Below are 12856 nucleotides of genomic sequence, written 5' to 3'. Positions count from 1 at the left end.
TCTGTCTTTCTGTGATTGGATTGATTGGATTACTGCAGACCGAGGGATGCACGAGCGGCAATGTCACCCCATCCCTGCATGGTGTACGGTTCAGGTGCTGTCACTTTGGGCAGGTCTTGGAGTGCATCCTGCGCAGCCTGCTGGAGAATGGCGCGGGGGCACAGCTTGGCGAGTGCCGACGGGTGATAGCCTTTGGCGCGGAGCCGGTAGAACGTGAGCATCAGTGTGGCCTTGTCCTCTTCGCTGAAGGGGACGTCGGAGTGGGCGGCGTACATGACCGACCCAGCAGCGCCATCGGCGGCACATAAGCCCAGCCAGAGGATACCGAGCGGGGTGGTTGAAGTCTTCTGGTTCATTCGGGGGTAGCCTTTCGGGCGGTTCTCACGGCGTGTCAGCCATTCGTTCTGTCTCTGGAGACGCTCTTTGTGTTTCTGGAGGTTCTCAGCTTCGACCATCGCGGCCTGCTGCTCAGGGGTCATCTCATACTGGAAGACCCCGAGCATCTCGGCGCAGCTTGGGCAGTTTACGTGGGTGTCATCCTCGAGCGTGAATTGTTTGCGGCACTCGAGGCACATCCGGCGCGGCTTTCGGTTGTCACGCTTGGCTCGGACCTTGGCAGGGACCTTGATGCCAGCAGCGCGGCAGGGTTTGCACCGAGTTGCGGCTGGAGTGCCCTCAAAGGTCACATTGCAGCAGAGACAGGTGCGCTGTGCGCGGGGAGTGATGGGCATGATCTGCCTCCTCTGTGTGTGTGGGTGAAAGTTCCCAACCTCAGAGGGCGGGGATTTAGTGGAACAGCCAGTCGGTTGGTGGCTGGATGGTGGAGGTCTGGACCTTGAAGATGTCGGCTTTGGCGGCGAGGTGGACCTTGTGTCGGTGGAGGACCTCGGCGCGGTCTTGAGGTGTTTCGTCTAGGTCATGGGGGTAGCGTTTGTCAGGACCTTGGAGGTATCCTGTCGGGAGCCTGATATGGCCCCAGTGAGGCGAGTACTTGAACTGGATGCGGGTGCTGAGCGGGTGGTCCCCCATGGCTTGTGTACGTCTAGCCCATGGAGTGCAAAGTAGCTGGCGGTGGTACGTGCCTGCAGCGAGACCCTCATGGTAGAACTGGGTGATGCGGTCGGATAACTGGCGTGATCGAGGGTTGATCCCGAGTTGGGAACACGCTTTGATCACCTCCATGCCAATGTAGACGAAGTCAGAGGTATGAAGCAGGTAGCCGGTATGACCAGCGCCACCTGTCAACACCTCGGAGCCTTTGGGTGCAGACACTCCTCGGCGCTGGTAATACGTGGCCCCTGTCAAAAACCAACGATACGAGCCGGTAATGCCCATGACGCGGTCGCAGAGATGGTAGTGGACCAAAGCCATGACGAGGCTCTCGATGCTTGGATTGCGGCGGCGACCCACGAGGAGATGGGGTAATTTAACTAATTTGCCTTTGCCGTGTAGCAACGGAGTAAGCCTGTAAGACGGTCGATCATCCCAAGGTCCTGTAGGATACCTCGAGCCTCTGATGGCTCTGAGAGCAGCCTGCTGGTCGCTGTACGTGAAGCCTTGCTCTTTGATGATGATGTTGGCGACGTGCCGTAGATCGAGGGAGGAGATGAAACCAGCCACCGGCATACGGAGAGCATGGTATCGATTAAAGCAGGTGACGCAGAGACCGTCAGATCGGTTCGTTAATTGTGGACACCACAGGCTTGCGCAGGGGCGGCGGTATGCTTGGTGGATGTAGTCTTTGCGCATCGGGTCTGCCTCCTGTGGCTTGGGGTTTGGGTTGGGTTATGGGATGTGGCTGGTGGGTGGATGCACCTGTCAGGGAGACCGAGGGACTTGAGGTGGACTTGAGGTGGGCAGCTACGGGGAGACCTTCACCCTTCAATCACGTTTGCCTTCATTCACAGGTAGCCCCTATTCACTTAGGCTGAGATCGGGATGGTGGTCACCACATCTGAAAACTGTTCTGGTGTTATACTGGTGAGGTCTTCAATCCTCAGACCTCGAGTGCTGATCAGGAGTAGGGGCGGTGCCTGCACCTTTCACTTCAACTCAAGGTCATCTCGAGATAGCTCATAGCCACCCTGCTCTACACTTAAGGTACACTGGAGGGAGTTTCTTTCTTAGTGGGGTCTCTAATTGATCTGCCTTATAAACAAGGGTGCTGAGGTACACTCTGAGTATCTCATCAAAGGTGTTGGCTGGGAGGGTTGCTGGTGGCGATCACACTTGCCAATCTAACTTGATCCACACATCGAGATAACTCATAGCGTCCCTGCTCTACACTTAAGGTATAACTTTGGGAGGTTCCTTCTAATAGGGGGCCCTAAATGATCCTGCATATAAACAAGGGTGTTGAGGTACACTTAGGGTGTCTCCTCAAAGTGCTGGTCAGGGGTGGGTGGTGGTGGCTGCACCCTTCACTTCATCACGAGGTCATCTCGAGGTAACTCATAGCCACCTCTCCCTACACTTAAGATATAACCGGAGGAGTATTCTTACATATGAGGTCCCTAATTATTGCTCAACGATATCAACAGCTTACAGGGGGTGCGCCTCGGGTACACCCTCCTTGATTTCATTGGATAATTTGGGACGATCCGGCGGTTGACCGCTAGTTTCTCATGATAGCTGTTCCTTAAGTTCCCACAGTTTTGAGGAGTTGAGACGACGGACCTTCAAGATCACGGCGTCGAGGATATAGATGCAATGTTCACGTGTTGATCCCTGAGTGTCATTTCGTTTCTGGTTATACTGGTGGGGTCTCTATTCACCGTTGTTCAATAATAGGTCAGCATGCACGACCCTTTGTCGTCCACTGCCTTCCCACTACTTGAAGGAACAGAGCAACGGACACGATCAAGGATCAATCGGGAAGCATCGCACCCAGAGTATCCCTCAGGTCCCACAAGGCGGCCACCTCAGCGGGGCTGTAGGTATTCACCGCCTCGGGTGTACAGGTCATCTCGTGCAGCCGCTGGTCTGTGGCCTCAAGCATGGTGCCTAGGTCGGCGGTGGTCTGTTCTGAAAGTGTCATCGTTTGGTTCCTTAAGTGTACTCTGGGTTACTGTAAGTACACATAGGGAACTGCCCCGTGAATTGTCTAATCACTTGATATTGCATAGGATATCGCAAGTCTCAGGATGTCGTAAGTGTTGGCTTTGAGTGGGCTGGAGGTGTCCCAAGCTACCGATTGAAGACAGCAGCATCGTACAACGTGCAGAGCGCCCAAATACCAAACCATATAGCACCGAGGGTGATCAGGAAGATTGCCATGAGGCTCATGACGCCAACCTTTCGAGTGTCCGCTTGACCTGAGACGCTTGCCACTGGCCTCCACGAGCAGTCTGGACACCTGCCTTGTTCAACTCATCAGCGATGTCCCTGAGACTCTTACCGGCCTTCCTGAGCGGTAGGATCAACCCTGACACCTTTTCAGCCCTCAACTTGGCGTTGGCCTGTACAGCCTCGTTGCGCTTCATGGTCTTGTCTCTCAAGCCACCCAGCTTCACGCCTTTCGCCTTTGCTTCCTTCAACGCAGCCTTGGTCCTGATCGAAATGAACTCACGCTCCTGTTCTGCTAGGGCCGCATAGATGTGCAAGGAGAACTTGTCAGCTTGAGGCATTGAGGCGACCCGCAAGGCCAGCTTCTTATCGTCCATCAGCGTTGATATGTACGACACCTTGCGTGACAGGCGGTCCAGCTTAGCAACCAGCAACTCAGCGCCAACCTGCTTTGCAAGAGCGATTGCCTTGGTCAACTCCGGTCGATCATCAGATGTACCCGACGCGATGTCGGTGAAGGACCCCGCGATCTCGTAGGGTTGGTCAGAGTAACCCTCCAGATACAACCCGATGTCTCGGTCCTGCGCTGCTAGGCCTAAGCCTGACTTGCCTTGGTCCTTGGTCGATACACGGCGATAGGTAACGTAGTTTTTCATGAGTGGAGGCCTCCCTCAGTGCAGCTTGAAGTGTACCTAAGGACTGCCGTTGCATATGTCAACGATGGATGTGAATGTTACAATGGGATGGTGAACGGTACAATATGCCCCTGAGAATGCCTTGAGTGTTCCTCGGGTAGGGCAGGTGGGCAGCGACCAAACGCGGGACTCACGAGGGCAGAATGTAGGGGGAGGGAGGTGTTGTGGGGTGGCCCCGGGTCGGCATGGGTTTGCGTTGAGGACTGCAGGCACCCCAAGGGGGGTGTTGGCGGAAGGCTCACGTATTATAGACCGAACAGATTTTTCGGGCATTTCTCAGTACTGTTGTAGAACTGGAGCCAAAAACCCAAAACCAGCAGAACTTTCGTGGAAGCTTAGGATAATGGCGGTACCCTAATCGAACGTATGAGGTAATCAGTTCTGATCAAGCTTCGCCTTCTGCTCTTCTAACGTTTCTTCCTTTGACAGAACCCTGAACAGTCTTCCTTCTCCCCCCGACCCCGGTATAAAGTGTTTAGTATCGAAATCCTGATCGTCCAACTTAATTTCATTTAAGTAATTATCGATGAATGCTTTTGGCACGACACCGCCCGGTAAGCCGTGTTTCTCGTAAAGCACCGAGTATAGCCTCATTATCGCTCTAAAGCCGTTTGTGCGGTTGAGCATGAGGCCCTCTCGGCTTTCATCGTTCCAAGCATCGGGCCATCTATCACGCACCGCTGCGAACAATGAATGAATTGCCTCTGCAATCTTTAAATCAGATTCCTGAATGAATAAATTCCGAAGGGGCGTCTTCCTTAACTCATTACCATCAATCAACGGAATCTTCTCATTCCTTAGGAGCTTGTCGCGATCATTCTTGGGGTTGAGCGAGATATACCTCATCAACGACTCTACAAAAGTAGCTTGCGAGATTGGCTCAAAGTCGCGACCAATTGTTGCCCCGCCTAGCCTCTTAATTCTGCCATATAGAGGCCCGTCTTCGTCTTGATCTAGGGCTACTGCGATTTGATGACAGGTCTTCTGCGGACTGCGTGATCGGGCGAGTGAGTAGAGATCATAAACCAAGTTCTTGTGAACCTTAGTTTGTTCGAGGTTTACGGTCGAGAAGATATGAGCTTGATCTGAAATATCAGACCCAACGAAAAAGATTACGGGCAGATCAAATTTCTTTCCCTTGTAGTTAGCTAGTCCCGCTATCCTATGTTGACCGTCAATCACGCGAGCGATGTTGCTTATATTTATGCTCGGAGTTTGCTCATGGTGCTTGGTGTTCGACACGGTTAGTGTCCGGCTTTTCTCATCGTATGAAGCATAGTCTTCATCTACGGCCACGATTATGCCCGTAGGGAAAGATGCGTCAAAGAAATTCACGTAGTCCTCAATTTTCTTTACTCGTCTATCGTCAAGAGGTCTTTGAATTCCTAAGTACCTCTCAACGTCGCGTTCGTCTTGCAGTACACGACGAACATCAAAATAGGTGATTTTTCGAAGTTTTTCATGCGGCACGGAGCAAATGAATACATCGCCGATGGGCTGTTCGGCTCTCAAGCAATCAAAGGTCAAACTAATCACTGAGTCGTCTTGCGGAAGATCATCCATTTCGTGAATTCCATTGATCTACAAAGTTTTGGGTGTCTTCGTTCGCGTTCGCCGAGAAGTCTTGAAGTTCGTTCCTGTAGATTGAAACCGTAAATAGGCACAACAAAGCGAATAAATACATCCCACAAGATACCCAAAGAAAATTGTCCATCTGAAACTGGGCAGCTATTAGCCCCATACTTGAAAAGCGCATCAAGCCAAAGCAGACTGCAGCTATCATGCAAATTGCGATGGCGATCAGGAAGAACCAAGTTCCGTATGGAAACTCAAAAGTCAGCTTTCCGAGTTGTGACGCATTTGCGCTTGGATTATCACTACCCCACTCAGCGTAGTTTTTAGTGATTGCAAATATTAACGGACCAACAAGAGCCGATGAATAAATAAACAAGTCACCTTGGTCCACCGACGTAAGGATATTACGCATCAAGCTTGGGCTATTTGCTATAAATATTGAAGCTAAGAGCGGAAAAAACCAAATGGGTAGAGTCGAAAATATTGTCGAAATGAAAATCTCTGACAGTGCGGATCTAAACGATTTCCCACTGACTTCAAAAAGTTGGCCAAATAGTGGCACCTTGCGCACGTAGTGTAGTAGTTTCGTCATAGTATACTGATCTCGCTATGGTTCTAACACAATCAATAACTCCTCCGTAGAGGACCGGCCTTTTTTCTTTCCGCTGATTACTGATGCTCTACTCACTTCGTATAGTTCGCCACAATTTCGATAGAGATCGTGAACACTCTGATGATTTGCATTGGTTGAAACGATATGTACGCCCCTGTTCCTTGCTGCAACTAGTTCGTCCCGCAATCGTATTTGATCTTCCCAGCTGAAGATGTTTTGGTTGTATTTTACGAAACCATTCATGTTGTGAGCGGTTGTGTAGGGCGGGTCTACAAAAAGAAAGTCACCGGCTTCGGACTTCTTGATGGTGTCGGCAAAGTCACAGCAACTGATCTCTGACTTCTCAAGGCGCTGAGAGGTCCATTGGAAATCATCATCATCCATGAGGATCTTGGTCTTTGTCCCTATGGGGACGTTGAATTGGCCCTTTAGGTTTTCTCGATAGAGACCATTCCAACACGATCGATTAAGGTAAAGAAAGAGTGCTGCTCTCTCAGCGGGGGTGCCGGGCTGGTAACCCCGCTGACGATAATAATACTCTGAACAATGTTTAATCTGATGTTCAGACAGAATACTCCAGACCGTCTTCCAATCATCTCGGATCGATTGATAGGTTTCGATGAGCTTTGGGTTGATGTCTGAAAGTATCGAAGCTGTCGGTTGCAAAAAAAAGAAGACTGCACCCCCACCTAAAAAGGGTTCTATGTATCGTCCGGTGTACGAGGGGATCTTGAACTCTTCTCGGTCCACTAACCATCGCTTACCTCCAGCCCACTTCAAGAACGGCTTTCCACTCAATTGTACGTCTCCTCAGAGTTGAGCGCATTAGACACAGTTTGCCTTGGTGAAGCAAGGCGTTCGAAGACTGCAAAGCATTATTGAGAAGCTCTGAAATGAGAAAAAACTTGGGTCACTTCATAGTCCTCCACCCAGTCTGCGGTTTTGTATGTCTGGACCCCGCTGTGCATCGTCCGTGTGACTTGTGACGTTCTGCTCTGAGTGACCCTCCAATGCAGTCATGGGTACGCATTGCCAGTTACATTTGGCCAAAAACTTAGGCTAGTCGTTGAATTCTAGTGCCAAAAGATCCAAGGCCTCCTTGCGCACCCTCAGGCTCGGCCCAGAACCATAGTTGCCTGCCACGTCGCCAGAGGCATGTCCAGTAATGAAGTCGTTGACCTCCTTGGACACCCCCGCGTCCCTCAGCATGTCCTTGAAGTTGCCCCTGAGCGAATGCACCACTTTGGCCTTGTCGTCCGTTACCCTGCGTATCAGCGGCATGAGAGCCTTTGAGGCGGAGGCCTGAGCCTTTCCATCCTTATCGCGGGTGAACTCTGGGAACATCTGACCGGTCTTGCCTGTGGTGATCCACGGGAGGCTGGAGTGGACCGGGACCCGTCTCTGTGAACCCTTGTTCTTCACCAGCTTGTCGGTGAGGTCATAGTACATGATGCCTTGGTCCTCTTTGACGTCCTCCCAATCGAGCAGGGCGGCTTCGTCTAACCTCATGCCGGTGGTGATCAGGATCGAGAGAAGCTTACGGGAGTGCTCTGGCATCGATTGTTTGAAGAGTGCTTCGAGTTCATCCCCGTTGAGAGGCCTATAACTCTCTCTCGGTTTACCCAGCTTGCTATCAAGGACAACCCCGACCACCACGTTGTTGGTGATCCAGCCCTTGCGCTCAGCGAAGTAGAAGAGGCGTTTGATGTAGCCCACCTTCTTGGAGATCGTTTGCTTGCTCTTGGTCTGCCCCATGCTCTCAGCATACTGGTGGATGTTCAGAGCGGTAACCTTGCTCAAGGGTACGTCACCCATGTACTTGAGAAACTCCTCAATCGACAGGTCGCTGTCTCTGAGTGTCTTGAGTGGGCCGTATGGTTTTGTCGCTGAGTATTCCCTTGCTGAAACCGACAGCAGCACATCATTCGAGGACGGGGTGGGGTTCGCTGTCTTGGCTTTCCACTCACGGTATACCTTAAGTGCCTTGGAGCCACGCTCATTGACTACCTCAGTCGCTGTGTCGTTCTCGGGGTCTTCACCTTCCTCGAGGTTCTTGTGGGCCTGTATGAGACCCTTGAGATGTCCCTCGTCATCCATGCGCTGCACTTCATCGGCATCGCCAATCCACCCAAGTAGATCACTAATCACATCACGGATGTCAGGCTCACAGGTGTCTAGTTCCGCATACAACTTTGTGGTGATGGCATACTGCTTACGCCGTGCATCCCGCTCATCACTGGTCCCTGTGGACCTCTTGAGTTGCTTGCGGCCACCGAAGTGTTCCCGGAGTTCCTGAGGGATCGTGAGGTACACGTACCACTTGCCCTTGTTCATCGACAGCGTCGTTGCAGGGTAATCAGGCATCCATATACTCCATCAATACCCTCCAAGGGGCACTCTAAGTGCTAATGGAATAAAGAAAAAAGGGCAATGGGCCATGATGGCGGAGGAGGTGGGATTCGAACCCACGGTAGACTTTCACCTACGTCGGTTTTCAAGACCGGTGCATTCAACCACTCTGCCACTCCTCCGACACGGCCCTGTTAGCGGGTCATTTCTGATTCGAAAAGCACGTTCACACTTTGGGGAATTCCGCCGACAAAATAAGTGAGAGCCTTTCAAAACGTTCCGACGGAGGCTATCCTTTCGCAGTGCGTTAATCGGCGTTAATGTTGCGTCGTGTGATTATGTCTATCAAAAGGGCATAGAGCAGCAAGAAATAGGGCTGAAAACAGCTGATACCTGCCGTAGAACAGGTGTAACAGAGGGGCAAATGATGACAGGCTTTGTGTATTTGAGCGCGAGAAAGTGGCCGCTTTCGCTGGCCGTGGCTGCGACTTTTGGGTTGGCCGCTTGCGACGAGAACGGTGAATTCGCTTTTCCAGGCGCCGACAACGCCTCTCAAGCGGCTGCAGCGCCCTTGCCCGCCAATGCGCTGGGCCAGCGGGTGCAACGTGATATTGATATCGAACGGCCGGATATTTTTGCGATCAACAGCGACGGTTTGTGGGACGGCCGCCCGTCATTGGGCGGTGTCTGGGTCGCGCACCCCGAGGTCAGGGACCCCGAGCGCGTTGTGATCCGCAATACCGAAGGCGGCCAAGAGGTGATCGGCGCCCTGTTCCGCCGTGAGCGGGACAACCCCGGTCCGCTGTTGCAGGTGTCCTCGGATGCCGCCGATGCGCTGGGTATGTTGCCTGGCGCGCCCGCGCGGCTTGAAGTCGTTGTTCTGCGCCGCCAAGAGGTTGAGGTGCCCGCCGCAGAAGAAAACCCGGTCGTCGCGAGCCTGGCAGCGCCTGTTGCTGTTGAAGCCGCACCCCTTGATGCTGCGGACGTGGATGTGGACGCGGAAGAGAGCGGGGCGGGTGAAGCTGCCGCTGCGACCACAGCGGTCGTTTTGCCAGCTGCTGTTGAGGCTGCCACAGCCGCTGCAGAGGAAACAGCTGCGGCTACAGCCACAGCGGCTGCCGATGTTGCCACTCCAAATGCGCCGATTGATGTGTCTGCCGTGCTTGCAGCCCCCGCGCCACTGCCTGCGGGATCGCTGGCGCAGATCGGCGTGTTCAGCGTAGAGCGCAATGCCAACAACGCGGTCGCCACGATTGCCGAAAACGGAATAGAAGCAACAGTGAACCCCGAAGAGCTTGGCGGGCGCACCGTGTGGCGTGTGATCGCGGGGCCGCTGACCGACGCTGCTGATGTGACCCGGTTGAAAGAATTGGGTTTCGTTGATGCCTTTGTGATCGACGCCACCGAGTAACGCCCCCTCGAACAAGGAGAACCTGTCTTTATGCGTTTTGGTTTCTTGCACCGCTTTGCTGTGATTGCGACTTGTCTGTTCACAACGGGCGGGGCGCTTGCCTTCGAGACAAGTGCGACCGCCGCCTATATCTATGACCAGTCGACCGGCACCGTGTTGCTGTCCAAGAACGCCGACACACCTTTGCCGCCGGCCTCGATGTCCAAGCTGATGACGATTTACATGGCGTTCGAGGCCGTGGCGGATGGCCGTCTGGACATCAACGAAGAACTGCCCGTGTCGTCCCATGCGGCCAGCTTTGGTGGCTCGTCGATGTTCCTTGATACAACCGACCGCGTGCGCGTTGAGGATTTGCTGCGCGGTGTCATCGTTGTCTCGGGCAATGACGCCAGCGTTGTGCTGGCCGAGGCGCTTTCGCCTGACGGGTCCGAGGCCGGTTTTGCGCGCATGATGACCGAGCGTGCGCGCCAGATGGGCATGATGAACTCGACTTTCGTGAACTCGAGCGGATGGCCTGCCGCCGGACACCGGATGTCGATGGAAGACCTCGGTATTCTGGCGGACCGTCTGATCACGGATTTCCCCACGTTCTATCCACTTTTTGCGGAAACCGAGTTCCCCTTTGACGGGCGCGTCCCGTCCAATTCGGCCAACCGCAACCCTGTTTTGGCGATGGGGCTGGGCGCTGATGGCCTGAAAACAGGACACACCCAAGAAGCAGGCTATGGTCTTGTCGGCTCTGCCAAACAGGGTGACCGGCGCGTCATCTGGGTGATCACCGGCCTTGATAGCCGTGAAGCGCGGGCCGAGGAATCTGTGAAGATCATCAACTGGGCCTTCCGCCAGTTTGCCGAGAAAGACGTTGCCGAGGCGGGCACACGTATTGCAACTGCTGATGTGTGGATGGGCGAAATGCCGACCGTCGGCATGACCGTGGCCGAGGATTTTTCGCTACTGGTGCCCGTCTTGAACCAAGGCGATATCGAAGCGGAAGTGGTTTACAACGGCCCCATTGAGGCCCCGATCACGGCGGGTCAACAGCTAGGCGAGTTGGTGATCTCATTTGACGATCTGCCTGAAAAGCGCGTTCCTTTGGTCGCCGAAGCGGATGTTGCGCGGGGCGGCTTTGCCACGCGGTTGCGCACGGCGGCGCTGGTGCTTTGGCAGAAATATGGTCCGGCAAACACGGACGAGGTGCCGGAAGAGGCATGACCAAGCCCCGTTTTATTACGTTTGAGGGCATTGACGGCTCTGGCAAATCCACACAATCACGCCGTTTTGCAGACCATCTGCGCGCGAAGGGCGAAGATATCATTCTGACCCGCGAACCGGGCGGCAGCCCCGGTGCCGAGGAAATTCGCGCGCTTTTGCTGACGGGTGAGACGGACCGCTGGTCGCCCGAGACGGAGATTTTGTTGTTTACGGCGGCCCGTCGCGATCATCTGGAAAAGACGATCCAACCGGCACTGGCGGATGGCAAAACCGTGATCTCTGATCGTTTCGCCGACAGTACCCGCGTCTATCAGGGGGCCACGCGTGGCGATTTGCGCGGCATCGTAGACAGCTTGCATAGCCTGATGATCGGGCGCGAACCTGATTTGACTTTTATCATTGATATGGACCCCGAAACAGCGCTCCAGCGTGGTCTGGCCCGCAAGTCCGGCGAGGACCGGTTTGAGGACTTTGGTCTTGGGTTTCAGGAAACGCTGCGCCACGGCTTTCTAGCCTTGGCCCACGCCAATCCTGACCGCTGTGTCTTAATTGACGGCAACCGCACTGCGGACCAGATCGCCAGCGAAATCGCGGCCTACGCATGAGCGACGAAGATATCCCAGAACCGGACCGCATTGCCGGCGCACCGCATCCGCGTGAAACGCAGGTGCTGTTCGGTCAGGACAAGGCGCAGGCGGATTTTCTGGATGCTTTCGGGGCAGGGCGGCTGCATTCGGGTTGGTTGATCACTGGTCCACGCGGCGTGGGCAAAGCCACGCTCGCATGGAAGATCGCAACCTTCCTGCTGGCCAATCCGGAGGGTGGGCTTTTTGGCGATCCCAGTTTGGCTGTCGATCCTGACCACCCCGATGCGCGCCTGATCCAGTCCGGCGCCCATCCGCGCCTGTCGCTCATCCGCCGCCCTTGGGATGATAAAACCAAAAAGTTGAAAACCGAGATCACCGTCGATGCGGTGCGCAGCCTCAAGACGTTTTTCCAGATGTCCTCCGCCGATGGCGGGCGGCGTGTGGTCATCGTCGATGCCGCAGATGAGTTGAACCGGAATGCCGCCAACGCGATCCTGAAAGAGCTGGAAGAGCCCCCCGCGAATTGCACCATCCTTCTGGTCGCGCACCAGCCGTCAAGACTTTTGCCGACGATCCGCTCGCGCTGTCGCGAACTGCGTTGTGCGCGTCTGAACGCCGCTGATCTACAAAGTGCGCTGGCGCAGGCGGGGCACCCGTCCGAACAATCCGAGAGCCTTGCCACCCTTGCAGGCGGCTCTGCGGGTGATGCGATCCGGTTGTTGAACCACGACGGGCTTGCGCTCTATGCCGAACTGATCAAGACGCTTGACCGTCTGCCGCGTATGGATCGCCCCGCAGCCTTGCGCCTTGCGGATGCCTGTGTCGGCAAGGCAGGCGAGGTACGTTTTGGGATGACGCTTGATCTGATCGATCTCTTTTTGTCACGTACCGCACGCGCGGGCCTGATGGGTGAACCGTCCGCACAAGGGGCGCCGGGAGAAGCGCGTCTGCTTGCGCGGCTGGCCCCGGATGACCGCGCAGCGCGGCGTTGGGCGCAATTGCAGCAGGATTTGACGGACCGCTCGCGCCACGGGCGTGCGGTGAACCTTGACCCTGCCGCGCTGATCCTTGATATGATTTTCAAAATAGAAGAGACGGCGCAAGCGACAGCCCTCATCTGAAGGCCCCA

12 protein-coding genes and 1 tRNA gene are annotated in these 12856 nt (G+C 54.6%); 4 read left to right on the top strand and 9 right to left on the bottom strand.

Annotated features, from left to right (window positions below; genetic code table 11):
- Positions 1–29: 29 nt before the first annotated feature.
- The 9 genes from B0B09_RS06050 to B0B09_RS06015 all read right to left on the bottom strand — a co-directional run bounded on the left by B0B09_RS06050 (position 30) and on the right by B0B09_RS06015 (position 8699).
- On the bottom strand, positions 30–731 hold the full coding sequence (locus B0B09_RS06050) for a hypothetical protein (RefSeq protein ID WP_131824998.1): 702 nt from the start codon (positions 729–731) through the stop codon (positions 30–32).
- A gap of 55 nt (positions 732–786) precedes the next feature.
- Positions 787–1749, bottom strand: coding sequence for a hypothetical protein (locus B0B09_RS17895; protein ID WP_165689296.1), 963 nt, complete (start codon positions 1747–1749; stop codon positions 787–789).
- 1117 nt (positions 1750–2866) lie between these two features.
- Complete coding sequence (locus B0B09_RS17890) at positions 2867–3037, bottom strand: hypothetical protein (protein WP_165689295.1); 171 nt, start codon at positions 3035–3037, stop codon at positions 2867–2869.
- Positions 3038–3281: 244 nt separating this feature from the next.
- Positions 3282–3941 carry a recombinase family protein gene (locus B0B09_RS06040; protein WP_076658764.1) on the bottom strand — a complete coding sequence of 220 codons (660 nt, stop codon included), beginning with the start codon at positions 3939–3941 and terminating at the stop codon, positions 3282–3284.
- 414 nt (positions 3942–4355) lie between these two features.
- Positions 4356–5543, bottom strand: coding sequence for a DGQHR domain-containing protein (locus B0B09_RS06035; protein ID WP_076658763.1), 1188 nt, complete (start codon positions 5541–5543; stop codon positions 4356–4358).
- Entirely contained in the window at positions 5536–6147 is a 612-nt protein-coding gene (locus B0B09_RS06030; protein ID WP_076658761.1) for a hypothetical protein, read from the bottom strand. Before B0B09_RS06030 ends, B0B09_RS06035 begins: the two co-directional genes overlap by 8 nt.
- Positions 6148–6162: 15 nt before the next feature.
- Positions 6163–6948 (bottom strand): DNA adenine methylase, encoded by a 786-nt coding sequence (locus B0B09_RS06025; protein ID WP_278247279.1) that lies wholly within the window; start codon positions 6946–6948, stop codon positions 6163–6165.
- Between the two features lie 279 nt (positions 6949–7227).
- A complete protein-coding gene (locus B0B09_RS06020; RefSeq protein WP_084190735.1) occupies positions 7228–8532 on the bottom strand; it encodes a DUF6538 domain-containing protein in 1305 nt (434 codons plus the stop codon).
- Positions 8533–8609: 77 nt separating this feature from the next.
- Positions 8610–8699: transfer RNA gene (locus tag B0B09_RS06015), tRNA-Ser, on the bottom strand.
- A gap of 296 nt (positions 8700–8995) precedes the next feature.
- On the opposite strand from B0B09_RS06015, the gene B0B09_RS06010 reads away from it, so the two are divergent.
- Genes B0B09_RS06010 through B0B09_RS05995 form a run of 4 tightly spaced genes read left to right on the top strand, consistent with a single transcriptional unit; the run spans position 8996 to position 12848 of the window.
- Complete coding sequence (locus tag B0B09_RS06010) at positions 8996–9928, top strand: SPOR domain-containing protein (protein ID WP_242654349.1); 933 nt, start codon at positions 8996–8998, stop codon at positions 9926–9928.
- Between the two features lie 30 nt (positions 9929–9958).
- The gene (locus B0B09_RS06005) at positions 9959–11140 is read left to right on the top strand and encodes a D-alanyl-D-alanine carboxypeptidase family protein (RefSeq protein ID WP_084190734.1); all 1182 of its coding nucleotides are present in this window, start codon (positions 9959–9961) and stop codon (positions 11138–11140) included.
- Entirely contained in the window at positions 11137–11745 is a 609-nt protein-coding gene (tmk, locus tag B0B09_RS06000) for a dTMP kinase (protein ID WP_076658756.1), read from the top strand. Before B0B09_RS06005 ends, tmk begins: the two co-directional genes overlap by 4 nt.
- A complete protein-coding gene (locus B0B09_RS05995) occupies positions 11742–12848 on the top strand; it encodes a DNA polymerase III subunit delta' (protein ID WP_076658755.1) in 1107 nt (368 codons plus the stop codon). Before tmk ends, B0B09_RS05995 begins: the two co-directional genes overlap by 4 nt.
- Positions 12849–12856: the final 8 nt, after the last annotated feature.

The sequence above is a fragment of the Yoonia rosea genome, from assembly GCF_900156505.1.
GTDB lineage: Bacteria > Pseudomonadota > Alphaproteobacteria > Rhodobacterales > Rhodobacteraceae > Yoonia > Yoonia rosea.
This window is presented reverse-complemented; position numbering and strand designations above follow the sequence as displayed.

What these genes read in the sequence shown, in the direction of transcription:
- B0B09_RS06050 (WP_131824998.1), bottom strand. Translation starts at nt 731, where the DNA reads ATGCCCATCACTCCCCGCGCACAGCGCACCTGTCTCTGCTGCAATGTG.
- B0B09_RS17895 (WP_165689296.1), bottom strand. Translation starts at nt 1,749, where the DNA reads ATGCGCAAAGACTACATCCACCAAGCATACCGCCGCCCCTGCGCAAGC.
- B0B09_RS17890 (WP_165689295.1), bottom strand. Translation starts at nt 3,037, where the DNA reads ATGACACTTTCAGAACAGACCACCGCCGACCTAGGCACCATGCTTGAG.
- B0B09_RS06040 (WP_076658764.1), bottom strand. Translation starts at nt 3,941, where the DNA reads ATGAAAAACTACGTTACCTATCGCCGTGTATCGACCAAGGACCAAGGC.
- B0B09_RS06035 (WP_076658763.1), bottom strand. Translation starts at nt 5,543, where the DNA reads ATGGATGATCTTCCGCAAGACGACTCAGTGATTAGTTTGACCTTTGAT.
- B0B09_RS06030 (WP_076658761.1), bottom strand. Translation starts at nt 6,147, where the DNA reads ATGACGAAACTACTACACTACGTGCGCAAGGTGCCACTATTTGGCCAA.
- B0B09_RS06020 (WP_084190735.1), bottom strand. Translation starts at nt 8,532, where the DNA reads ATGCCTGATTACCCTGCAACGACGCTGTCGATGAACAAGGGCAAGTGG.
- B0B09_RS06005 (WP_084190734.1), top strand. Translation starts at nt 9,959, where the DNA reads ATGCGTTTTGGTTTCTTGCACCGCTTTGCTGTGATTGCGACTTGTCTG.
- tmk (WP_076658756.1), top strand. Translation starts at nt 11,137, where the DNA reads ATGACCAAGCCCCGTTTTATTACGTTTGAGGGCATTGACGGCTCTGGC.
- B0B09_RS05995 (WP_076658755.1), top strand. Translation starts at nt 11,742, where the DNA reads ATGAGCGACGAAGATATCCCAGAACCGGACCGCATTGCCGGCGCACCG.